Source organism: Pseudomonas extremorientalis, from assembly GCF_001870465.1.
GTDB lineage: Bacteria > Pseudomonadota > Gammaproteobacteria > Pseudomonadales > Pseudomonadaceae > Aquipseudomonas > Aquipseudomonas extremorientalis.
In genome coordinates this window covers 81,688-103,306 of record NZ_MDGK01000058.1, presented here as the reverse complement: position 1 = coordinate 103,306, position 21,619 = coordinate 81,688, and the positions used below count along the sequence as shown (strand labels likewise).

General features: G+C 60.5%; 20 protein-coding genes. 17 read left to right on the top strand and 3 right to left on the bottom strand.

The annotated features are described in order from the left end of the window. The first annotated feature begins 181 nt into the window (after positions 1 to 181). The 7 genes from BFN10_RS29780 (at position 182) to BFN10_RS24090 (ending at position 7,007) form a co-directional block, all read left to right on the top strand. Positions 182 to 748, top strand: coding sequence for a hypothetical protein (locus BFN10_RS29780; RefSeq protein ID WP_231999502.1), 567 nt, complete (start codon positions 182 to 184; stop codon positions 746 to 748). A 510-nt stretch (positions 749 to 1,258) separates the two neighbouring features. Continuing rightward, complete coding sequence (locus tag BFN10_RS24115; protein ID WP_071491797.1) at positions 1,259 to 1,576, top strand: hypothetical protein; 318 nt, start codon at positions 1,259 to 1,261, stop codon at positions 1,574 to 1,576. 421 nt (positions 1,577 to 1,997) lie between these two features. Beyond that, positions 1,998 to 2,747 carry a hypothetical protein gene (locus tag BFN10_RS24110; RefSeq protein WP_071491796.1) on the top strand — a complete coding sequence of 250 codons (750 nt, stop codon included), beginning with the start codon at positions 1,998 to 2,000 and terminating at the stop codon, positions 2,745 to 2,747. 136 nt (positions 2,748 to 2,883) lie between these two features. After that, entirely contained in the window at positions 2,884 to 3,159 is a 276-nt protein-coding gene (locus tag BFN10_RS24105) for a hypothetical protein (RefSeq protein ID WP_071491795.1), read from the top strand. Between the two features lie 183 nt (positions 3,160 to 3,342). Beyond that, complete coding sequence (locus BFN10_RS24100; RefSeq protein WP_071491794.1) at positions 3,343 to 5,454, top strand: TonB-dependent receptor family protein; 2,112 nt, start codon at positions 3,343 to 3,345, stop codon at positions 5,452 to 5,454. An 81-nt stretch (positions 5,455 to 5,535) separates the two neighbouring features. Beyond that, the gene (locus tag BFN10_RS24095; protein ID WP_071491793.1) at positions 5,536 to 6,078 is read left to right on the top strand and encodes a sigma-70 family RNA polymerase sigma factor; all 543 of its coding nucleotides are present in this window, start codon (positions 5,536 to 5,538) and stop codon (positions 6,076 to 6,078) included. Beyond that, the gene (locus BFN10_RS24090) at positions 6,075 to 7,007 is read left to right on the top strand and encodes a FecR family protein (RefSeq protein WP_071491792.1); all 933 of its coding nucleotides are present in this window, start codon (positions 6,075 to 6,077) and stop codon (positions 7,005 to 7,007) included. Before BFN10_RS24095 ends, BFN10_RS24090 begins: the two co-directional genes overlap by 4 nt. Here the strand turns inward: BFN10_RS24090 and BFN10_RS24085 are convergent. After that, positions 7,004 to 8,821: a sigma-54-dependent Fis family transcriptional regulator gene (locus tag BFN10_RS24085; protein WP_071491791.1), complete on the bottom strand. Its 1,818-nt coding sequence runs from the start codon at positions 8,819 to 8,821 to the stop codon at positions 7,004 to 7,006. The genes BFN10_RS24090 and BFN10_RS24085 overlap by 4 nt on opposite strands. 255 nt (positions 8,822 to 9,076) lie before the next feature. On the opposite strand from BFN10_RS24085, the gene BFN10_RS24080 reads away from it, so the two are divergent. The 9 genes from BFN10_RS24080 to BFN10_RS24040 all read left to right on the top strand — a co-directional run bounded on the left by BFN10_RS24080 (position 9,077) and on the right by BFN10_RS24040 (position 18,701). Next, positions 9,077 to 10,171: an ABC transporter ATP-binding protein gene (locus BFN10_RS24080; RefSeq protein WP_071491790.1), complete on the top strand. Its 1,095-nt coding sequence runs from the start codon at positions 9,077 to 9,079 to the stop codon at positions 10,169 to 10,171. Next, entirely contained in the window at positions 10,171 to 11,268 is a 1,098-nt protein-coding gene (locus BFN10_RS24075) for an ABC transporter ATP-binding protein (protein ID WP_071491789.1), read from the top strand. Before BFN10_RS24080 ends, BFN10_RS24075 begins: the two co-directional genes overlap by 1 nt. Continuing rightward, positions 11,265 to 12,131, top strand: coding sequence for a carbohydrate ABC transporter permease (locus BFN10_RS24070; RefSeq protein ID WP_010209674.1), 867 nt, complete (start codon positions 11,265 to 11,267; stop codon positions 12,129 to 12,131). Before BFN10_RS24075 ends, BFN10_RS24070 begins: the two co-directional genes overlap by 4 nt. 10 nt (positions 12,132 to 12,141) lie before the next feature. Then, positions 12,142 to 12,942 carry a carbohydrate ABC transporter permease gene (locus tag BFN10_RS24065; protein WP_071491788.1) on the top strand — a complete coding sequence of 267 codons (801 nt, stop codon included), beginning with the start codon at positions 12,142 to 12,144 and terminating at the stop codon, positions 12,940 to 12,942. Between the two features lie 10 nt (positions 12,943 to 12,952). Continuing rightward, positions 12,953 to 13,225, top strand: a complete 273-nt coding sequence (locus BFN10_RS24060) for a DUF2160 domain-containing protein (RefSeq protein WP_003232363.1) — start codon at positions 12,953 to 12,955, stop codon at positions 13,223 to 13,225. Positions 13,226 to 13,257: 32 nt separating this feature from the next. Further along, positions 13,258 to 15,000: an ABC transporter substrate-binding protein gene (locus BFN10_RS24055; protein ID WP_071491787.1), complete on the top strand. Its 1,743-nt coding sequence runs from the start codon at positions 13,258 to 13,260 to the stop codon at positions 14,998 to 15,000. Between the two features lie 242 nt (positions 15,001 to 15,242). Further along, entirely contained in the window at positions 15,243 to 16,622 is a 1,380-nt protein-coding gene (locus BFN10_RS24050; protein ID WP_071491786.1) for an iron-containing redox enzyme family protein, read from the top strand. Between the two features lie 10 nt (positions 16,623 to 16,632). Next, positions 16,633 to 17,577, top strand: a complete 945-nt coding sequence (locus BFN10_RS24045) for a methyltransferase (RefSeq protein WP_071491785.1) — start codon at positions 16,633 to 16,635, stop codon at positions 17,575 to 17,577. A gap of 5 nt (positions 17,578 to 17,582) precedes the next feature. Next, positions 17,583 to 18,701 (top strand): carboxylate-amine ligase, encoded by a 1,119-nt coding sequence (locus tag BFN10_RS24040; RefSeq protein WP_071491784.1) that lies wholly within the window; start codon positions 17,583 to 17,585, stop codon positions 18,699 to 18,701. A 16-nt stretch (positions 18,702 to 18,717) separates the two neighbouring features. Here BFN10_RS24040 and BFN10_RS24035 read toward each other — a convergent pair whose 3' ends face one another. Then, positions 18,718 to 19,146, bottom strand: a complete 429-nt coding sequence (locus BFN10_RS24035) for a hypothetical protein (RefSeq protein ID WP_071491783.1) — start codon at positions 19,144 to 19,146, stop codon at positions 18,718 to 18,720. A 163-nt stretch (positions 19,147 to 19,309) separates the two neighbouring features. On the opposite strand from BFN10_RS24035, the gene BFN10_RS24030 reads away from it, so the two are divergent. Beyond that, entirely contained in the window at positions 19,310 to 20,311 is a 1,002-nt protein-coding gene (locus tag BFN10_RS24030; protein ID WP_071491782.1) for an ABC transporter substrate-binding protein, read from the top strand. 23 nt (positions 20,312 to 20,334) lie between these two features. Here the strand turns inward: BFN10_RS24030 and BFN10_RS24025 are convergent, their stop codons facing one another. Continuing rightward, a complete protein-coding gene (locus BFN10_RS24025; protein WP_071491781.1) occupies positions 20,335 to 21,585 on the bottom strand; it encodes an MFS transporter in 1,251 nt (416 codons plus the stop codon). Positions 21,586 to 21,619 lie beyond the last annotated feature (34 nt).

The window sequence follows — 21,619 nt, the reverse complement described above, 5'->3', positions numbered from 1 at the left end:
TCATGGGGATCTCGACTGCGCACCTTGATCCCACAGTCATTAGCCCATTGGATTTGTGCCATTCCTGCCAAGCTTTTCCTCGTCATCTCTTTGATTTTTTACTACTATTGTTCACCTGCGCACTCAAGGAAGAGCGGCTGAGCGCCTTGAGTCTGGTAGAAAATGTACGCTCGATCATGGATTGAGTGATGACTTTTACCCAGAACCTAACGACTCAGCCAACCCCAAATACCTCTTGGTGAAACCGATGAATAAAATGTGTGGCATCGTTGTAGTGGTAGGTCTTGCTCTCTCGGGATGCGCTACGAAAACCCCAGAAAAACCTAAAGAGACTCCCCCTCCAGCCGTCGTCCATGAAGCACCCGCTGAAGCCGCGCCTTCGACACCACCAGAAAATTTCACTGTGCGATATGAGGCTGCACCTGCGAACCCACGTCCTGTAGCCCCAATCAATGTCTCCCATGAGGCTGCTCAGGAAGAATCTGAAACAAACTTGAACCAGAATCGCGCCGAGCAATGCCGTAAAGAGCTCGATGTTCTAAGGGTGTACAACAGGGCGTCTTACGATAAATACGAGGCGCAATACCAGGCCATTGCTGCCAAGACGGCCAAGTACATGGAAGTCAAAGACTCGTTGGGTCCTGATTTGAACTACATGGTGATGCCGGCCTATCAATTTCAAATTCGTGAGTTCTGCTTCCGGGTCAAGACCCGTTTGACGGAGCTTGTGCTTCGCCAAGCCAAATAATCGTTCCACGTCAGGGTGAGTCTTTTGCCAGTTGAAACGCTGAAAAAGATGTTCATTTCTGGTTGATTTGCCCAGGACTACAAAAGCCAATGCCCCGACACGTCGGGGCATTGGCTTTTAATCGGCGCGCGCGGTGTTGATCAGTCGCAAACCGCTGCCTTCTCACCCGGTACATCTCCCCACCCGCATGACTCAACAGGGCATCGGCATCCAGCTCATCCTCCCCGGAAAAAAGACCACGACGATACTGCAGTCGGTTGTCCAAGGCGCCTGCCCAAACGTATGATCAGGCCGGGCGTCCTCTACGGTCGCTGGGACTCACCCCCTTTTCAAGGACACGAGCATGCAAAAGCACTTCGGTAATTCAGGCCTGTTCAAGGCTGCTTCGTATCGTTGCAACAAAACCCTCGGCAACGGCATCGCCCGCTGGGAGTTGAACAACAGTGCGTTGAATACGAAGGAGTTTTTGATATGTCCAAAGAACTACTCGGAGTTTCTGCTCTAGGGTTGATGGTCCTTGGTGAGTTTTGTGCAATCTACAGCGAGGTAATCACCGCCCGGCTGGCTCAGGCGGGCGACGGTTCATGGCAGGCGTTCGTCATGCCGGTGGTGTTGATGTGTTTTGCCGGGCTTTGCCTGCTGGGAGCTTACTGGCTGGGGTACCGGGCGGTCGGTGATATCTGGGTGGTGACAGTCGTTTCCATCACCTCGTTATTGCTGCTGGAGCCTGTGGTGATCTGGGCGCTGTTCCAGGAAATGCCCGGGCGGGGTGCGCTGATCGGGTTTTGCCTGGGGGCTCTGGGCATGCTGGCCACGGTCTTGCTGTAGTTGCACATTCTGGCCCGGCCAATGGGTGTCGGGCCAGATGCTGAGGGAGTTGCAGGCAATACCTTCCTGCGCCGCAGCCGCGGCTGAATTTGAAGCCGGTGACACGTTGTTCAGCAAAAAAGCTGAGCTACCGAAAGCAGGCAAATCATCTGAACAACCATTTGCGCCCGAATTGGATGTTTCATTGCCGTCACCTCCTATACAGCTGCTTATGAGCAAATGCGCAAAAAATACACGCAGCTGTTGCTCTCAGTATAGGCCCTGAAACGAATCCTTCACGATTGCGCCGATTCACCTGCCCGGTGGTCTCTGCTTACAACTATCTGCCTGGATCCACTGCACTTTTTTGGATTTCTCCGCTCTATCCTTGTCCCAGCCCTGCCGATTTCCCGCGTGGGCAGATGAATCAGATCGGGTGCCGATGGATCGCACATTTCCTCGTTTCAACCTTCAACGCGGTTGCCAGCCCTTGCTGCTGGCCGCTGTGTTGATGCTCTGCGCCAGCGGTTGCAGCCAGCAACAGGGGCGGGATATCGCCAAGCAGTTCAGCAACGGCAAACCCGATGAGTTCTTCCAGACCAGTGTCGACCGCATGGCCACGCTGGGCATGCGCGACAACCTGCAAAGCCTGTATCTGCTGATGAACAAGCTCTATTTGCGCAACCCCAGCCAGTGGCGTCAGTCGGGTTATCCGGATGCGGTCAGCGCTGCGCGAGAGATCCGCCAGGCCATCGAGCAACGTCGATCGCTGCCGGCCCTGGATGATCGCCGCGACTTGGCGGCGCTGAGTTATTCCCTGAGTCCGGAGTTCAAAGGCGATCGTGTCGGCGCGTTTATCTACGCCATCGGCAGCATGATCGTGACGGCCCACGGTGGGCGTACTGAGTTCTACATCACCGATTCGATCAACCCGCAGTTTGTCAGCAACGCCGCGCGCAATATCGAGAAGGCCACCTGGCTGCTGAGCAAGCGCCAGGATGCCAATGGCGTGCTGCTGTTGTTCTCCAACGAAATATCGGAGGAGGGCAGCAACCTCAGCTTCGCGGTGGAGTTCGGCAAGATCGTTGCGCGCCTCGACCTGCTGACCCAGATGCTCGACGAGCGCTACCGGCGCATCGGTCTCAATTACGCGCAGAGCTTGTTGCTGATGAATTTTCTGCCGGTGCAATAAAGCTCGGCATCCTCTGGTGATTGGTACGGTGTTTCGTTTTCCCTTGTAGGAAGAGGCCTATCTTGCATCTCGATGGTTGAAACACCCAGTACTCATCAATAGCCTCGGATTTTTCCGAAAGCTTGAGGCCTCTACCATGGGTAAGCAAAAGACGGTTTGGCCCACTGATCGCGAAATACGTTTGCGTTTTATCCTTTTTGCCGTGATCGATGCGGCGAGTGTCCAAGGCGTTTCTGCCGAGGTGTTGCTGCCAGCGCACAAGTTATTGCGGGACTCGCCGACCGAGGCGCAATTATTGGAAGCGCTCGACAAAATCCTCAGTGCGGATGAAATGTATGGATTCCGGTTTGCTCCGGGATCAGAAGCAGATGAACTGATGCAAAGCTGGCTGATACCCCCCATTGAGGATTGACACTGCAACTGTGGCGAGCGGGACAAGCTCGCTCGCCACTTCCTGCTGCTCTGCCACCCTCGTGCAGCGAATAGTCTTGGTCCGACGTTGGTGTGGGAAGGGTCTGGTCCGTTAATAAGGAGTGACCTGGCGGGTGCCCCTGTCTTCCCACCAGGTGCCCCCCGAATTCCAAGGACCTGCCCGATGCTGCTGCGCCAACCTCCGCTCTTGTTTGCCGCCCTGACCTTAAGCTCACTGGTGCACGCCGAAGACCTGCAATTGGCCCCGGTCGAAGTCACCGGCAGCCAAGCCAGCGACGGTGAAGTGGCCCAGGCGCAGCTCAAGAGCGTGCCCGGCGGCACCAACTATATCGACATGAACAGCGTGCAGCAGGGAAGGGTGAGCACCAACGAAGACGTGTTCAAGTACCAGGCCGGAGTGTATGCCAAGGCGGCCAACAACGAAGGGGTGAAACTCTCGATTCGTGGTTCGGGCCTGAACCGCAGCCCCGGTGCCCATGCCTCCGGCTTGTATGAAATGTTCGATGGCCTGCCACTCACCGGCCCCGGCGGCACGCCTTATGAGCTGAAAGATCCCTTGTGGCAAAGCCGGGTCGAAGTGCTGCGCGGCGCCAACGGTTTTGATCAGGGCGCGCTGGCCTTGGGCGGCGCGGTCAACTATGTGACCCGCACGGGCTACGATGCACCCAAGCTGCAACTACGTTACGAAGCGGGCAGCAAAGGCTACGCCCAGCGCGAGATCAGCTCGGGCCAGGTACTGGGGGATGCCGACTACTACATCAGCCTCACCGATTCCGAATCCGACGGCTACCAGCACCAGAGCGCTGCCACCGGCAAAGGCGTGGCCGCCAACTTCGGCTACCGCTTCAACCCGGACCTGGAAACCCGCTTCTACTTCCGTTACCGCGAAACCACCAACGACACCCCAGGCAAACTCACGCGCAGCCAGATCAGCCACGACCCGCGTGCGGCCAACAGCCTCAACGCCGCCCGGGATTCCAAGCGCCTGCAACCGGGCTCCACCTGGATCGCCAACAAGACCTCCCTGCAATTGGACGACAACGCGCGGGTCGAAGTCGGGCTGGCCTACCACGACTACCCGATGGACTTGCGCGAAGGCACCAACCGCCTGAAAGTCGCCTACACCGATATCAGCAGCACCCTCAATTACATCCGCCAGGACACGCTGTTCGGCCATGACAGTAAAACCACTGTCGGCCTGCGCACCACCCAGGCGATGCCCAATAACGGCGCTTCGGAATACGTGCGCACACCCGCCGGCAATACCGCAACCTACGCCCCCGGCACCAAGACCCGCGACTACAGCTACCTGGGCTCCGACACCGTGTTGCATATCGGCAACGACCTGGAACTGGTGCCTGACCTGTGGCTGACCACTGGCCTGGCGGCGATCTATACCCGCCGCGAAACCCAGGTCACCTACCCTGAAGGCCAGGCGCCGCTCAGCCAGCACGACTGGGACTACGCACCACGCATCGGCCTGCGCTACGACTTCACCCCACAATTGCAGGTGTACGGCAACCTGAGCCGCTCGGTCGAGCCGCCGCATGCGTGGTCGATGATCTGGGGTTCCAACAAATACTTTACCGGTGGTCCGGCCAAAGGCCTGGCACGGGAGGGCGTGAGCCTGAAAAACCAGACCGCCACCACCCTGGAGATCGGCGGGCGCGGTGAGGCCTGGCTCGGCCAGTGGGACCTGGCCCTGTACCGCTCCGAAGTGCGCCACGAATTGCTCAGCGTGGAAACCCAGGCGCAAACCTCTACCAGCAATGCCATCGTCGCCGAGTCCAACGCCAGCCCCACCGTACACCAGGGTGTGGAACTGAGCCTGCTCAGCCCGTTATGGGACGGCGGCCGCAACGGCCGGCTTGCGCTGCGCCAGGCCTACACCTTCAGCGACTTCCATTACCGCGACGATGACCGCTTCGGCGACAACACCTTGCCCGGCATCCCCAGGCACTACTACCAGGCGCAAGTGCGCTACAGCCATCCGACGGGTTTCTACACCAGCCTCAACACCGAGTATTCCTCACGGGTGGCGGTGGACTACGCCAATTCCTACTACGCCGCGTCCTACACCCTGCTCGGCGCCACGCTCGGCTACGACGCGCCCAAGCAGGACTGGCAAGCCTGGGTCGACCTGCGCAACCTGACCAACCGTCGTTACGCCAATACCGTGACGCCGGGTTATGACGACAAGGGGTTGGATGTAGCGCGTTCTACGCCGGCGGATGGCCGTGGCATCTACACCGGCGTGTCCTGGAGTTGGCGTTAAAGACAGGCCCTTGCCCCAAGCGGGTTTTACTGGCATTGTTCGCGCAATTGGTAACTCTTCCCATTTGAGATCTTTTTGCGCATGCATGACATTCCGGCCGCGCTGGGCGACTCCGTGCGCCAGCAGACCCTCACGGCGATGTACAGCGAGCACCACGGCTGGTTGCACGGCTGGCTGCGCAAGAAACTCGGGTGTTCCCAGCAGGCCGCCGACCTGGCCCATGACGCGTTTATCCGCGTCCTGATGCTGGCCGAGCCGCAGAGTATCAAGGAGCCTCGCGCTTTCCTGGCCACCACGGCTGGTCGGTTGTTGATCGACAGTGCCCGTCGCCGTCGTATCGAAAAAGCCTACATGGAAGCCCTGGTGATCCAGTGCGAAGACGCCGACATGCCCGACCCGGCTGCGATTCATGTGGCCTTGCAAGCCCTGGAGCGTATCGCAGAGATGCTCGCCGGCTTGCCTTTCAAAGCCCGCGAAGCATTCCTGTTGAGCCGCCTCGACGGGCTGACCTACAGCGAAATCGCCCTGCGCCTGGACGTTTCCTCCAGCACCGTCAAAAACTACATTTCCAGCGCCCTGGTGCATTGCTACCACAGCCTGCACCCGGCAGACCCGCTGGCATGAGTTCCGAGCAGATCATCCAGCAAGCCGCACAGTGGCTGACTCGCCTGCACGACGAAGGCGTGACCGACGCCGACCGCCAGGCGTTCAACAGCTGGCGCCAGGCCGACCCGCGCCACGCCGTGGCCATCGAGCGCATGAGTGCGTTATGGGGCAGCCTCGATGCCTTGCCCGCCAAGCCAGCGCGCATTGCCCTGAACCGCGCCTTCACCCCGCGACGCCCACGTGGCGCGCAGGTGGTGGGTGTGCTCGGCCTGGTTCTGTGCGGCTGGCTGGGCCTGCAACACTTGCCGGTGTGGATGGCCGACCAACGTACCGGTGTCGGTGAGCGTCGGCAGATCGCCCTCGAAGATGGCAGCCAGTTGCAGCTCAACAGTAACTCGGCGGTGGATGTGCAGTTCGATGGTCATCAACGGGTGATCGAACTGCTGCAAGGCGAGCTCTGGGTCGAGGTGGCGAAGGATGCGCAACGGCCGTTCGTGGTTCGCACCGACCAGGGCACGGCCACTGCGCTGGGCACGCGTTATCTGGTCAAGCGCGCGGCAGACGGCACCACGGTGGTCACGGTGATCGAGTCCACGGTCGCGATCAAAGGCGATGCCGGCGATGGGGTCAAGGTCACGGCCGGCCAGCGTTCGGTGCTCGACCACGGCCGCGCCCAGCCACCGCAAGCCATCGGTGACAGCGATCCCGACGCCTGGACCCGCGGGCTGCTCAAGGTCAACGACCAACCCTTGAGCGAGGTCTTGCAAACCCTCGCCAGCTACCGCCACGGCTTGTTGCGTTTCGACCCCCAGGCCTTGCAAAACCTGCGGGTGTCCGGGGTGTTCAAGCTGGACGACACGGCGGCGGCGTTGTCGTCACTGGCCGATAACCTGCCGATCCAGGTGGAGTACTTCACCGACCTGCTGGTGGTGGTCAAGCCACGCTAGCCTTCGTTCTGGCGCAGGCGTTTGTACAGGGTATTGCGGCTCACCCCCAGCTCTCGCGCCAGATGGGAAATATTGCCGCCGGCGGCTTTCAAGCGCTGGTTCAGGTCGATGCTGTCATCCAGGTACTCACTGGCGGGCGGCGGCGCCGCGACGTTCAAATCCACGAAGAAATCGTCCGGCAGGTGCTCTGCACGGATCGGCTGTTCCTCGGCCATGGCCAGCGCCACCTGCAACACACTGCTCACCTGGCGCAAATTCCCCGGCCACGGGTGCCGCTCGAACAGCGCCAATACTTCGGCGCTCAGGCCCGCCCATTGAGTCGGCTCGCGGTGTTGCTGCCACAGTTGCTGGAACAGCGCCTGTTTGTCGGTGCGCTCGCGTAACGGCGGCAGTTCCAGGGTCAGGCCACCGATGCGGTAGTACAAATCCTCACGGAAACGCCCAGCCTGTACCAGATCCCGCAGTGCACGGTTGGTGGCCGAGATGATGCGCAAATCCACCGGGAACAACTCGCTGCTGCCTACCGGTTGCACGCAACGCTCCTGCAACACCCGTAGCAAGCGGGCCTGGGTGGGCAGCGGCATATCACCGATCTCGTCGAGAAACAGCGTGCCCTTGTCGGCCTTGCGGATCAGGCCGATGCTGCCTTTCTGGTTGGCGCCGGTGAACGCGCCCTTTTCATAGCCGAACAGCTCCGATTCCACCAATTCGGCGGGAATCGCCGCGCAGTTCACCGCGATAAATGCCTTCTGGCTGCGCGAGCTGGCGTGGTGCAGGGCTTTGACGAACACCTCCTTGCCCACGCCGGTTTCGCCGTGAATCAGCAGCGGGATGTCTTTCTCCAGCAGGCGCTCGGCCTGGCGCACGGCTTTCTCCACGCGCGCGTCGCCGAAATGCAAAGTCTTGAGGCCAATCGGCGCAGGCTTCGATGGCGCCGGCTCGGTGAACACGCGCGCCTGCACCGGCATCTGCCTGGGGCGCTTCAACAAGCACTGGAAGCGATTGCGTCCCGCCGCTTGCAGGGAGAAGGGCAGGCCTTCCGGTTGGTTCAACAGTTCCAGCAACGATACCTTGAACAGGCTGTCGATCATCACCCGCGACAGGCTGATGCCCAGCAGGTTGTCGGCACGTCGATTGGCCGACAGCACCTGGCCGCTTTCATCAAAGATCAGCAGGCCGGCCCACTGGCTGTCGAGGTTGCTCAGCCCGGTGTTGAAGGTCAGCTGGAAATGTTCGCCGCGAAACAGGTTGAGGATCAGCCGGTTCTCCACGGTCTGGCTCATCATCTTGACCATGCCCAGGGTGTGGGAGGGCGGCAGGTAGCTGTCGCTGGACACATCCAGCACCGCGATGATCTCGCGCTGGGCGTCGAAGATCGGCGCCGCCGAGCCGGTCATGAAGCGGTTGGCCTTGAGAAAGTGTTCATCGTGTTCGATATGCACCGCCTGGGCGCAGGCCAACGCGGTGCCGATGGCATTGGTGCCGCTGGAACGCTCCATCCAGCTGGCGCCGGGGTTGAAACCACGGGCCAGCTTGGGCTCGATAAAGCGCTGGGTGCCCCAACTGGTCAGCACCTGGCCCTGGTTGTCGGCCAGCATGATCAGGCAGTTGGAGTTGCTCAGGATGTTCTCGTAGTAGGGCAGCACTTCCTGGTGGGTGGTCTGCACCAGCGAATGCTGGCTCTCCAGCAATTGGTTGATGCCCTCGGCGGGGAGCTGGTCGAAGCTGGGCGTGCTCTGGTGGTCCAGGCCAAAGGCGCGGCAACGGCGCCAGGATTCCTGGATAAGGGTGTCGTGAGCCAGTGGTTCGGCCATGGGGTGACCTTCGTTTTTATTGTTATGGGGTCTTGCGCAACGGACTGCTGGAAATCATTCCACTGTATTGGTCGTCAGAGTGTTGTTCAGAACTGTTCATTGTCAAGGCCCTGACTGTTCAGTTGTTCAGCCAAATTGTTCACTCCTGAACATCGCTTTCAGCTGATTTCCTTGCACATCAACCACTTGTCGTTTTGGCACGAAACTCGCTGTGTCACCTGGCCAGATTCATTCCAATAATAAAAAGGTCGTGTCATGTCATTGACCCTGGAACATGTCTCCCGCGTTGTCGAAGGCCAGACCTGGATCGACGACGCCAACCTGCGTTTCGAAGCCGGCTCCTTCAACGTCTTGCTCGGTCGCACGCTGTCCGGCAAGACCAGCCTGATGCGCCTGATGGCCGGTCTGGACAAACCCGACAGCGGCCGCATCCTGATGAACGGCGTGGACGTCACGCAAAAACCGGTGCGCTTGCGCAACGTGTCGATGGTGTATCAGCAGTTCATCAATTACCCGACCATGACCGTGTTCGAAAACATCGCCTCGCCGTTGCGCCAGGCCGGTGTGTCCAGCGAGCTGATCCAGAGCAAGGTGCTGGAAACCGCCAGGATGCTGCGCATCGAAAAATTCCTCCAGCGTCACCCCCTGGAACTCTCCGGCGGCCAGCAGCAGCGCACGGCCATGGCCCGCGCACTGGTCAAGGATGCCGAACTGATCCTGTTCGATGAGCCGCTGGTGAACCTGGACTACAAACTTCGCGAAGAGCTGCGTCAGGAAATGCGCGAACTGTTCGCCGCACGCCACACCATCGCGATCTACGCCACCACCGAGCCCAACGAAGCCCTGGCCCTGGGCGGCACCACGACCATCCTCCACGAAGGCCGGGTGATCCAGAGCGGCAAGGCGGCCGAGGTGTATCACCAGCCGCAGACTGTGCTGGCCGCGGAGTTGTTTTCCGAGCCGCCGATCAACCTGATGCCGGGGCGCATCAGTGGCAATGAAGTGAGCTTCGCCAATTTCGTGCACTTCCCACTCAACGTCGACCTGCGTCCCATCGGCGAAGGCGAGTTCCGGTTCGGCGTACGCCCCAGCCACATCAGCCTGGTGCCGAGCAACGATGACGACCTGGAGCTGGCGGTCACCGTGGAAGTCGCCGAGATCAGCGGTTCGGAAACTTTCCTGCATGTGCGCAGCGAACATTTCCTGCTGGTGCTGCACCTGCCGGGGGTGCACGAGTACGACGTCGATGCGCCGATCCGCGTGTATATCCCCACCCATAAACTGTTTGTGTTCGATGGCCAGGGCCGTTTGGTCCAGGCTCCCGGACGCCGTGTCGCGAGGGTTGCCTGATGGCCGAGATCCATTTGCAGAACCTGGCGCACAGCTACAGCCCTGCGCCGAAAGGGCCTGAAGACTACGCTATCCGAGCAATGAACCACGTGTGGGAGCAGGGCGGGGCCTACGCCTTGCTCGGGCCGTCGGGCTGCGGCAAGTCGACCTTGCTCAACATCATCTCCGGCCTGCTCAGCCCGTCCGAAGGCCAGGTGCTGTTCGACACTCAAGTGGTCAACGACCTCACCCCGGAAAAACGCAACATCGCCCAGGTGTTCCAGTTCCCGGTGGTGTACGACACCATGACGGTGTTCGACAACCTGGCATTCCCGCTGCGTAACCAGGGCATGGCCGAGGCGAAAATTCACAGCAAGGTGCAGGAAATTGCCGAAGTCCTCGACCTGCAAAACCTGCTGACCAAAAAGGCGCGCAACCTCACCGCCGACGAAAAACAGAAAGTCTCCATGGGCCGTGGCCTGGTGCGCGACGACGTATCGGCGATCCTGTTCGATGAACCGCTGACGGTGATCGACCCGCACCTCAAGTGGAAACTGCGGCGCAAGCTCAAGCAGATCCACGAGCAATTCAACATCACCATGGTCTATGTGACCCACGATCAATTGGAGGCCTCGACCTTCGCCGACAAGATCGCAGTGATGTACGGCGGGCAGATCGTGCAGTTCGGCACGCCGCGTGACCTGTTCGAACGGCCGAGCCACACCTTTGTCGGCTATTTCATCGGCAGCCCAGGGATGAATCTGATCGAGGTGCAGGCCCAGGCGGGCGGGGTGCGCTTTGCCGAGACTCATTTGCCCTTGTCCGAGGCGTTGCAGCAACGTATTGCCAACACCGACTACAAGAAGCTGCAGGTCGGCATCCGCCCGGAATTCATCCACGTATGGGACGAGTACAACCCTGACGCCCTGCAGGCCGATGTCACTCATCTTGAAGACCTTGGCACCTACAAGATCGTCACCCTCAACCTCGACGGCGCGCTGCTCAAGGTGCGCCTGGCCGAAGACAAGCCCGTGCCGGAAGGCAAGGCGTCCATCAGTTTTCCGGCGCAATGGCTGATGGTGTATGCCGACGACTACCTGCTGGAGGTGCAGCCATGAACAAGGTGCAGAACAACAAGGCCTGGTGGCTGGTGTTACCGGTGTTCCTGCTGGTGGCGTTCAGTGCGGTGATCCCGATGATGACCGTGGTCAATTACTCGGTGCAGGACATCTTCGACCAGTCCAGCCGCTACTTCGTCGGTGCCGACTGGTACAAGCAGGTGCTGCTCGACCCGCGCCTGCATGACTCGTTGCTGCGTCAGTTCATCTACTCGGCCTGTGTGCTGCTGATCGAAATCCCGCTGGGCATCGCCATCGCCCTGACCATGCCGACCAAGGGGCGCTGGTCGTCGCTGGTACTGATCATTCTGGCCATTCCGCTGCTGATTCCGTGGAACGTGGTGGGCACCATCTGGCAGATTTTCGGTCGCGCCGACATCGGCCTGTTGGGTTACAGCCTCAATGCCCTGGGCATTAGTTACAACTACGCCGCCAACACCATGGACGCCTGGGTCACGGTGTTGGTCATGGACGTATGGCACTGGACCTCACTGGTGGCGCTGCTCTGCTATTCGGGGTTGCGGGCGATTCCGGACGTGTACTACCAGGCAGCACGGATTGATCGTGCATCGCCCTGGGCGGTGTTCCGACATATCCAGTTGCCGAAGATGAAGAGCGTGCTGCTGATCGCGGTGATGCTGCGGTTCATGGACAGCTTCATGATCTACACCGAACCTTTCGTCCTCACGGGCGGCGGGCCGGGTAACGCCACCACGTTCTTGAGTCAGACCCTGACCCAGATGGCCGTAGGCCAATTCGACCTGGGCCCGGCGGCGGCGTTTTCGCTGGTGTACTTCCTGATCATCCTGTTGGTGTCCTGGCTGTTCTACACCGCCATGACCCACTCCGACGCCAACCGCTGAGGCCGCCAACATGAACAAGAGAAAGCTGATACCGCTACTGATCTACATCCTGTTCCTGCTGGTGCCGATCTACTGGCTGCTGAACATGTCCTTCAAGAGCAACACCGAAATCCTCGGCGGGCTGACGCTGTTTCCGCAGGACTTCACCCTGGCCAACTACAAGGTGATCTTCACTGACCCGAGCTGGTACACCGGTTACCTCAACTCGCTGTACTACGTGAGCCTGAACACGGTGATCTCCCTGAGTGTGGCACTGCCGGCGGCCTACGCGTTTTCGCGCTACCGCTTCCTCGGTGACAAGCACCTGTTTTTCTGGCTGCTGACCAACCGCATGGCGCCACCGGCGGTGTTTCTGCTGCCGTTTTTCCAGCTGTATTCGTCTATCGGCCTGTTCGACACGCACATCGCCGTGGCCCTGGCGCACTGCCTGTTCAACGTGCCGTTGGCGGTGTGGATCCTGGAGGGTTTCATGTCCGGCGTGCCCAAGGAAATCGACGAAACCGCCTACATCGACGGCTACTCGTTTCCCAAGTTTTTCGTGAAGATTTTTATCCCGTTGATTGGCTCCGGCATCGGTGTGACGGCATTTTTCTGCTTCATGTTTTCCTGGGTCGAACTGCTGCTGGCGCGCACCCTGACCTCGGTCAACGCCAAGCCGATTGCGGCAGTGATGACGCGCACGGTGTCGGCATCGGGTATCGATTGGGGCGTGCTGGCAGCGGCGGGGGTGTTGACTATCCTGCCCGGCATGCTGGTGATCTGGTTTGTTCGCAACCACGTGGCCAAGGGCTTTGCCCTGGGCCGGGTCTGAGGAGTCGATGATGGAATGGATGGCCTGGACCACCCCCACCGCGCTGTTCTTTGGCGGCATAGCCCTGATCCTCGCGGGCATGACCACCTGGGAGCTGCGTTCGCCGAGTATCCCCCGGCGGGGCTTTTTGCCGATCAGCACCACCCGTGGTGATCGTTTGTTTATCGGTCTTCTCGGCAGCGCCTACCTGCATTTGCTGGTGATCGGCGTTACCGACTGGAGCATCTGGGTAGCGTCCGCGCTCTCCCTGGTATGGCTGTTGAGTGTGATGCGTTGGGGCTGATGCCCTTATGAATAAACAACCAGGAGGTCTCTATGTTGAATAAGAACAATAAGCTGCGACATAGCATTTCATTGGCCGCCGTACTGGCTATGAGCGGTTTGAGCGCTTCGGCCTGGGCCGATGCGTACGAAGATGCCGCGAAAAAATGGATCGGCAGCGAGTTCAAACCGTCCACCCTCACGGCCGACCAGCAGTTGGCGGAATTGAAGTGGTTTATCAAGGCCGCCGAACCGTTCCGTGGGATGAAGATCAACGTGGTGTCGGAAACCCTCACCACCCACGAGTACGAGTCCAAGGTGCTGGCCAAGGCCTTCACTGAAATCACCGGGATCAAGCTGACCCACGACCTGTTGCAGGAAGGCGACGTGGTGGAGAAGCTGCAGACCCAGATGCAGTCCGACAAGAACATCTACGACGGCTGGGTCAACGACTCGGACCTGATCGGTACGCACTTTCGCTACGGCAAGACCGAATCCATCACCGACCTGATGGCCAACGAAGGCAAGGATTTCACCTCGCCGACCCTGGATATCAAGGACTTTATCGGCATCTCCTTCACCACCGCGCCGGACGGCAAGATCTATCAGTTGCCCGACCAGCAGTTTGCCAACCTCTACTGGTTCCGCGCCGACTGGTTCGAGCGTCCGGAGCTGAAAGCCAAGTTCAAGGAAAAATACGGCTACGACCTCGGCGTACCGGTGAACTGGTCGGCCTATGAAGACATCGCCAAGTTCTTCAGCGAAGACGTCAAGGAAATCGACGGCAAGCGTGTGTATGGGCACATGGACTACGGCAAGAAAGATCCGTCCCTGGGCTGGCGCTTCACCGATGCCTGGTTCTCCATGGCCGGTGGCGGCGACAAGGGCCTGCCCAACGGCCTGCCGGTGGACGAGTGGGGCATTCGCGTGGAGGACTGCCACCCGGTAGGCTCCAGCGTCACCCGTGGCGGCGACACCAACGGCCCGGCCGCAGTGTTTGCCACGCAGAAATACGTGGACTGGATGAAAGCCTACGCGCCGCCGGAAGCGGCGGGCATGACGTTCTCCGAATCCGGCCCGGTGCCGTCCCAGGGCAACATCGCCCAGCAGATCTTCTGGTACACCGCGTTTACCGCCGACATGACCAAACCGGGCTTGCCAGTGGTGAATGCCGACGGCACGCCGAAATGGCGTATGGCGCCGTCGCCGGTGGGACCTTACTGGGAAAAGGGCATGAAGAAGGGCTATCAGGACGTAGGCTCCTGGACCTTCCTCAAGTCGACGCCTGAGAAACAGAAACTCGCGGCCTGGCTTTACGCGCAGTTCGTGACCTCGAAAACCGTTTCGCTGAAGAAAACCATCGTCGGCCTGACGCCGATCCGTGAGTCCGACATCAACTCCCAGGCCATGACCGACATGGCGCCGAAACTCGGTGGCCTGGTGGAGTTCTACCGCAGCCCGGCCCGCGTCGAGTGGACTCCGACCGGCACCAACGTGCCGGACTACCCACGCCTGGCGCAACTGTGGTGGAGCAACATCGCCGCCGCCGCCAGCGGCGAGAAAACTCCGCAACAGGCGCTGGACAACCTGGCCAAGGAACAGGACGCGATCATGACGCGCCTGGAACGCTCCAAGGTGCAACCGGTGTGTGGCCCGAAAATGAACCCTGAGCGTGACGCGCAATACTGGTTCGACCAGCCGGGCGCGCCGAAACCGAAACTGGCCGACGAAAAGCCGAAAGGCGAGACCGTGGGCTACAACGATCTGCTCAAACAGTGGGAGGCGGCGCGCAAGTAAACACCCCTGTAACTGCTAAGTGTGGTGAGCGGGGCAAGCCCGCTCGCCACATGTGTTCTCTCAACATATCCGCGCCGGCGAAAAACCGAGCGCGGACCGCCGATCCGCAGCTTTCAAACCCCAATTGAATTTTCCGCACACCCCGATGCTCTTCACTTTAGAAGCGTGTGGTACTGAGCGCTCTTGCGGGGCCTCCTTGTCGGGGAGGCCTGGTTGTATCGGACTTTGCGGAAACTGCCATCATGACGCTTCTTACAGCGCTGTCAGGCCAACCGGCCTCTATCACCCACTCGGCGCCCGGCCAATACCAGCGGCTGTACCAACAGCTTTACGGTGAAGCCCAGGGGGCCGAAGAGATCGCGCGGGATTTCCTGCTGGCGCAGTTGACGCAAATGCGAGACGCCGCCAGCGATCTGCCCGAGATGGCCGAGCAACTGCCTGCCTGGGTCGAGCAGCGCTGCGCGCAGGTGGCCCAAGCCTATGCCGATTACCTTGAACAACGCCAACAAGGTCGACCACGTCGCTATTTTCAGAACAAGGCCCATGCGCTGTATTTCCTGCAGCACGTCGCCCCCACCAAACAGGTCGACGGCGCTTGGCTGAACGGCCTGCTGCGCTATTGGCACGCCCCGAGTTTCGACGGCCTGCTCACCACCTACCTTGAAGAGTTGGGTGATGGTGAAGCCGCACAGAACCATGTGGTGATCTACCGCAAATTGCTCAACGAACACGATGCCGACAGCGACGCCGGTCTCGAAGATGTGCACTACCTGCAAGGTGCCCTGCAACTGGCACTGGGATTGTGTGCCGAGGACTTCCTGCCGGAGATCATCGGCTTCAACCTGGGCTACGAACAGTTGCCCCTGCACCTGTTGATCACCGCCTACGAGTTGAGCGAACTGGGCATCGATCCGTATTACTTCACCCTGCACGTGACCATCGACAACGCCAGCAGCGGCCACGCCTGCAAGGCAGCGCAGTCGGTACTGAGCCTGCTGCCGCTGGGCGAGGGCAGGGCGGATTTCTACCGCCGGGTGGCCGAGGGGTACCGCCTCAACGACCTGGGCCCGGGGACCACCGCGATTATCAGCGGTTTCAACCTGCAGGACGAAGTGGTCGCGATGCTCGAGCGCAAGCGCAGCTTCGGCCAACACATGCACTCGGACTATTGCCGCTTCGAAGGCAAGACCGTCAACCAGTGGCTGGGTCAGCCGGGGCAGATCGGCGCCTTTCTCCAGGCACTGGAAGACAAGGGCTGGATCAAGCGCAACCAGGACCCGGCCGAAAGTCGATTCTGGCAACTGATCGAGGGCGCGGGCGCGGCGATGTTCGGCGTGTTCAGCGGCTATGAAAAACAGGTGCTGCACGATTGGATCGCCGGCGACTGGATCAGTGACAAACGTGTGCCGCCCGTGCGGCCCGGGCGCGGCAGCCGGTTTTCCCGCGAGCAGCAACGCCCGACGGACCCGGACACCCAGGCGCTGGTTGATTCATTGTGCAACCTGTCCGATCAACAGCAGCTCAACGCACTGATCCCGTGGATGTCGGCGCGACGCCATTGCACGCCCGCCGGGTTGTACGCGACCCGCCGTTTTATTCAATTGCGCGCGCGATTGCGCTAAGGAACTTCCCATGTTTGCACAACATCTGGCCGACCGCGCCCTGTTGAACCTGGGCTGTGGGTTGAAGCAGCTCGGCTACCGTTTCATCACCCCGACGCCCTTGACCCACGAACGCGTCTATCAACGTCGGGGTGCCTCCCAGGCATCGGACCTTCGCGACGTATTCGGCTGGTCGATGCCGTTTGACCGCGACCTGGTGCCCGACACCTTCCGCGAGGACCTGCAACAAGCCGATGTCGTCGAACCGCATGGCGCGCTGTGGCGCAGCGCGGTGCGTTGGTCCAGCCTGGACGATCTTCTGTTTGCGCATTCCGCATACCCCACCACTGAACCGGATGCCGTGTTCTTCGGCCCCGACAGCTACCGCTTCGCCCAGGTGATCGAAGCCCATCTGCAACAGCGCTTCGAACCGCTCAAGCGCGCCGTGGATATCGGCTGCGGCGCGGGTGTGGGGGCACTGGTGATCGGCCGCGCTCGACATGACGCGCAGGTGTTGGCGGTTGATATCAACCCGCGCGCCCTGCGCATGACCGCCGTGAATGCCGAGCTGGCCGGGCTGAGCAATGTCAGCGCCTACCACAGCGATGTGCTGGCAAGCGTGGAGGGCGAGTTCGATTTGATCGTGGCCAACCCGCCGTACATGAATGATGACCGTCAACGCGCCTATCGCCACGGTGGCGGTGCATTGGGTGAGCAGTTGTCGGTGCGCATCGCCGGCGAATCCCTGGGGCGCCTGGCCCTTGGTGGCAGCCTGGTGCTGTATACCGGTGTGGCGATAGTCGCGGGCGAGGACCCGTTCCTGGCGGCGGTCAAGCCATTGCTCGGCAGCGATGCGTTCGGCTGGACCTACCGTGAATTGGACCCTGACGTATTTGGCGAAGAGTTGGATAAGCCGGGCTACGAGCGGGTAGAGCGGATTGCGGTGGTCGCGCTCACCGTCACCCGTCTGCGCTGAAGGTCATGCTCACTTTCGGTATCGAAGAAGAATATTTCATCACCGATCTGCACACGCGGCACATGGTCGGCGAACCGTCTGCGGCGGTGCTGGCGGCCTGCCGGCAGGCGATTGGCCCGGGCTTCGCCCTCGAAATGTTCCAGGGCCAGATTGAGGTGGCATCCCCGGTGTTCAAGGCCAGCAGTGAGGCGGCGGATTACCTGGCCACCGTGCGCCACAACCTCGCCCGCTCCTTGGGCGCATTCGGTCTCGGTGTGGTCTGTGCCGGCAGCCATCCCTTGGCGGCATGGCGCGAGCAAACGGCCACCGACCGCGTGCATTTCCAGCAATTGTTCGAAGACATCCAGTACGTCGCGCGTCGCAGTGTGCTCTGTGGGTTGCACGTGCATGTCGAGGTGCCGGCCGGAATCGACCGCATCGCGGTGATGAATCAGGTCTCGCCCTGGTTGCCGTTATTGCTGCTCCTCAGTTGCTCGTCACCGTTCTGGGAGGGCGCACCCACAGGGTTCATGAGCTATCGCCAGGCCGCGTGCGATGAGTGGCCACGCATGGGCGTTCCCGAGCACTTCACCGATTGGTCGGCGTACTTGCGCTATTTGGCATTGCTGCAGCGCGTCGGTGCGATCAAGGCCGATGGCAACGGGTGGTGGGGCATTCGGCCTGCGGCGCGTTATCCCACCCTGGAACTGCGCATGACCGATGCCTGCCCCAGGCTGGCGGATGCGTTGGTGCTCGCCACCTTGTTTCGGGTAATGGTTACTCATGCCTGTGCCCTGGAACATCCCGGCGCCGGGTTCACCGCCGAGGCGCTCTGGCTGCTCAAGGAGAATCGCTGGCAGGCCAAGCGCTACGGTGCTGCGGGCAGCTTTGCGCTGGATGACCAGGGGACGATGGGCACTGCTGAACAGTGGCTGCTAGAGGCGCAACGCATCTTCGCGGCCACCGCCGGGGCCATGGGCGAGCCTCAGTTGTTTGATGACCTGCATAGGTTGCTGGCGTCAGGCAACAGCGCCGTCGATCAATTGCGCTGCCATGCCGACGCCCGGGCCTCGGGCGCCGATGAGCACGTGTGTCTGCAGCAAGTGGTCGACCGCCTGCTGGCCCAGAGTCGCGCTGCCCATTGACCTACTGCGCGAGCAATCAGGCCGCTTGTGGCTGCAGATGCAGTGCACCGTCGACATCCTTGACCAACCCACTGGCCAAAAACAGCGGTACCAACCGCTTGTGCAACTGCGGCTCGACAAACTCCTTCACCGTATCCAGCGCCAGCACACCACTCAGGGGCAATTCGGCCTTGGTGTACGACAACCAGGCTTTCTTCAACACCTGCAACACATCGCTGCCCGCCGTGGTGGCGAAGCGGCGCTGGGTGGGTTTGCTGTCGAAGGTGAAGCTGTGCTGGAACGCATAGCCGTTTTCATCGCCGTTACCATCGGTGCAGCGGATGCAGCTGCACGGGCCGTCGCCGAACGCGCTGCGCAGGTAGGCGTTGAAGTCCACCACGGGTTTGAGTGACAGGCGCTTATCCACCTCGAACAGGTCCCCGGTCATTTTTTCGTCAGTGTTCAACGTCCATTTCCTCGCTGGTTCGGCAGTTTTTCAAAGCGCCGCACAATAGCAGCCGGGGGCTGGTTTGTGGGCCATTTGCATAACAATAGATCCCGATATTCTTTTCCACTCTTAAAAATCGTCGCTAGGCTCCATCACCTTCTTAAAAATGCGGCAGACTCCCATGACTTTCAAGCGCTCCTCCCTGACCCTCTTGGCGGCTGCGACAGCCCTGATCAGTATCGGCGCCCAGGCCGAAGGCAAGATCAGCATCGCCCAGCAATTCGGCATCGGCTACCTGATCCTCGACGTGGTGCGCGACCAGCATCTGATCGAAAAACACGGCAAGGAACAGGGCCTGGATATCCAGGTGGACTGGAACAGCATTTCCGGCGCCACCGCGATGAACGAATCGCTGCTGGCCGGTGCGCTCGACGTGGTTTCCGCTGGCGTGCCGCCGATGCTGACCCTGTGGGACCGCACCAAGGGCAAGCAGAACGTCAAGGCCATCGCCTCCCTGGGCTCGATGCCCAACTACCTGTTGACCAACAACCCCAACGTGAAGACCCTCAAGGACTTCAGCGAAAAAGACCGCATCGCCGTGCCCGCCGCCGGTGTGGGTTTCCAGTCGCGCACCTTGCAGATCGAAACCGCCAAGCAGTTCGGCGATGCCAACTTCAAGAAGTTCGACGACATCTCCATCAGCCTGGCCCATCCCGATGCGACCGCCGCGTTGATTGCCGGGGGATCGGAGATCAACGCGCACTTTTCCAGCCCGCCGTTCCAGTATCAGGAACTGCTGAACCCTAACGTGCACAAGGTGCTCAGTTCCTACGACATCCTCGGTGGGCCGGCCACGTTCAACGTGCTCTACACCACGCAGAAATTCCACGACGAAAACCCCAAGACCTACAAGGCGTTCTATGACGCATTGGCCGAAGCCGAGACGATCATCAAGGCTGACAAGCCAGCGGCAGCCAAGGCGTATATCCGCGTAGAGCAGTCGAAGTTGCCGTTGGACCTGGTGGAAAAAATCGTCCAGGACCCGGAAATCGACTTCACCATCGTGCCGCAGCGTACCTACATCTACGCCGAGAAATTGCAGGCACTGGGCGTGCTGAAAAACAAGGCCGCCAGTTGGAAGGACTACTTCTTCGAAGAGGCCCATGGCGGCAATGGCAGTTGAGAGGCCCAAGTTCAAGGGCGAGCTCAGTAAGCGGTCGTTCTGCAGGTGGGCAGGGCTGCGCCGCGATAGAAGGACAGAATTGCCAGCAGTTGAACGGTGACGGCCACCACCACCACGGCAACAATCGCCTCTTGCGGATCGACAAATGCCGCGCGTATAAGGCCGAAGCCGGCGGGTGCGAAAGCGTAGATGGCCTGGCTGAGGGCAACCATCAGAGCGATGACCTTCGCGGTATTCTCGTGGCTGAACTCGGTTTGCGCGATCAACGGTGGCAGCGATGTGGCGTTGCCGATCCCGGAGCCGATCAGCACGACTGCTATCCAGGCGACCGCAGGGTCCAATTGCAGGCAAAGCAACATCAAGGTGCCCAGCAGTTGAACCCCATAAGCCAGGCAAGCCAAATGGCGACGATTAATGCCTTGGCTCATCCAGTGCGCGGCGATGTATCGCCCGCCCATGGCGCTGGCGGTGGCCAAGCCCATGGCGAATGAGGCAGGGCGGGAGCCCAGGTGTACGACCAGGATCGAATACAGATGGGCGATCAACCCAATCTGTGCAAACAGACCAAGGGACATGCCGGCGGCCAGCGTGCGAAATTGTGCCGATCGGAATGTCTGCACGGTCGTCCAGGGGATGACAGGGGCATGGAGCGGTGATGCGGACGGCGTGGCGAGATTGTCAGGTTGCTGGCCCACGCTCTGCGGTGTTTTGCCGAACACCCACACAGCAAACCCGGCATTCAGCGTAATGGTGCCCAGGGTTATTGCCAAGGCCGCGATGGCAAAGCCGAATCGCTCGATCAAGAGTACCCACAGCGGCGAGAAGATCACCCCACCCAGGCTTGCACCGTTATAGGCCTTGCCCAGTGCGGTTGGCCTCCCTTTGATGTACCAGGGCGCAATCAGCGTGTTGACGGCCGCGGCGCCCAATGTGACCCAGCCGATACCCGAGCACATTGCGCCGAAATATAGCACCCAAAGCGCGTCCGCTTGAGCCCAGATATTAACCCCGATGCCCAGGATCAGGCTGCCCACCCAAGTTACTGCGGGTATACCCCAGCGTTTGTACAGTCGCGGCAGATTGGCGATGACCAGGGTGCCGCTGAGAAAGTGCAGGGTCACCGCCGCAGACACCTCGTCAATCGGCCACCCGGTGCGATCCATGACGGCCTGCATATAAATCGGCGGGCCGTAGAACCCGACTCCCCAGCCAATGATTGCCATAACGAACGTACACCTGAGTACGGTCTGGCCAAAAAAACGCGTGTGATTCATCGGCATCTCTCCTGGATTGGCTTGTAAAGTACTC

What these genes read in the sequence shown, in the direction of transcription:
- BFN10_RS24045 (WP_071491785.1), top strand. Translation starts at nt 16,633, where the DNA reads ATGTTTGCACAACATCTGGCCGACCGCGCCCTGTTGAACCTGGGCTGT.
- BFN10_RS24115 (WP_071491797.1), top strand. Translation starts at nt 1,259, where the DNA reads ATGGTCCTTGGTGAGTTTTGTGCAATCTACAGCGAGGTAATCACCGCC.
- BFN10_RS24095 (WP_071491793.1), top strand. Translation starts at nt 5,536, where the DNA reads ATGCATGACATTCCGGCCGCGCTGGGCGACTCCGTGCGCCAGCAGACC.
- BFN10_RS24085 (WP_071491791.1), bottom strand. Translation starts at nt 8,821, where the DNA reads ATGGCCGAACCACTGGCTCACGACACCCTTATCCAGGAATCCTGGCGC.
- BFN10_RS24055 (WP_071491787.1), top strand. Translation starts at nt 13,258, where the DNA reads ATGTTGAATAAGAACAATAAGCTGCGACATAGCATTTCATTGGCCGCC.
- BFN10_RS24030 (WP_071491782.1), top strand. Translation starts at nt 19,310, where the DNA reads ATGACTTTCAAGCGCTCCTCCCTGACCCTCTTGGCGGCTGCGACAGCC.
- BFN10_RS24090 (WP_071491792.1), top strand. Translation starts at nt 6,075, where the DNA reads ATGAGTTCCGAGCAGATCATCCAGCAAGCCGCACAGTGGCTGACTCGC.
- BFN10_RS24070 (WP_010209674.1), top strand. Translation starts at nt 11,265, where the DNA reads ATGAACAAGGTGCAGAACAACAAGGCCTGGTGGCTGGTGTTACCGGTG.
- BFN10_RS24100 (WP_071491794.1), top strand. Translation starts at nt 3,343, where the DNA reads ATGCTGCTGCGCCAACCTCCGCTCTTGTTTGCCGCCCTGACCTTAAGC.
- BFN10_RS24050 (WP_071491786.1), top strand. Translation starts at nt 15,243, where the DNA reads ATGACGCTTCTTACAGCGCTGTCAGGCCAACCGGCCTCTATCACCCAC.
- BFN10_RS24040 (WP_071491784.1), top strand. Translation starts at nt 17,583, where the DNA reads ATGCTCACTTTCGGTATCGAAGAAGAATATTTCATCACCGATCTGCAC.
- BFN10_RS24075 (WP_071491789.1), top strand. Translation starts at nt 10,171, where the DNA reads ATGGCCGAGATCCATTTGCAGAACCTGGCGCACAGCTACAGCCCTGCG.
- BFN10_RS24110 (WP_071491796.1), top strand. Translation starts at nt 1,998, where the DNA reads ATGGATCGCACATTTCCTCGTTTCAACCTTCAACGCGGTTGCCAGCCC.
- BFN10_RS24065 (WP_071491788.1), top strand. Translation starts at nt 12,142, where the DNA reads ATGAACAAGAGAAAGCTGATACCGCTACTGATCTACATCCTGTTCCTG.
- BFN10_RS24080 (WP_071491790.1), top strand. Translation starts at nt 9,077, where the DNA reads ATGTCATTGACCCTGGAACATGTCTCCCGCGTTGTCGAAGGCCAGACC.
- BFN10_RS24060 (WP_003232363.1), top strand. Translation starts at nt 12,953, where the DNA reads ATGGAATGGATGGCCTGGACCACCCCCACCGCGCTGTTCTTTGGCGGC.
- BFN10_RS24025 (WP_071491781.1), bottom strand. Translation starts at nt 21,585, where the DNA reads ATGAATCACACGCGTTTTTTTGGCCAGACCGTACTCAGGTGTACGTTC.
- BFN10_RS24105 (WP_071491795.1), top strand. Translation starts at nt 2,884, where the DNA reads ATGGGTAAGCAAAAGACGGTTTGGCCCACTGATCGCGAAATACGTTTG.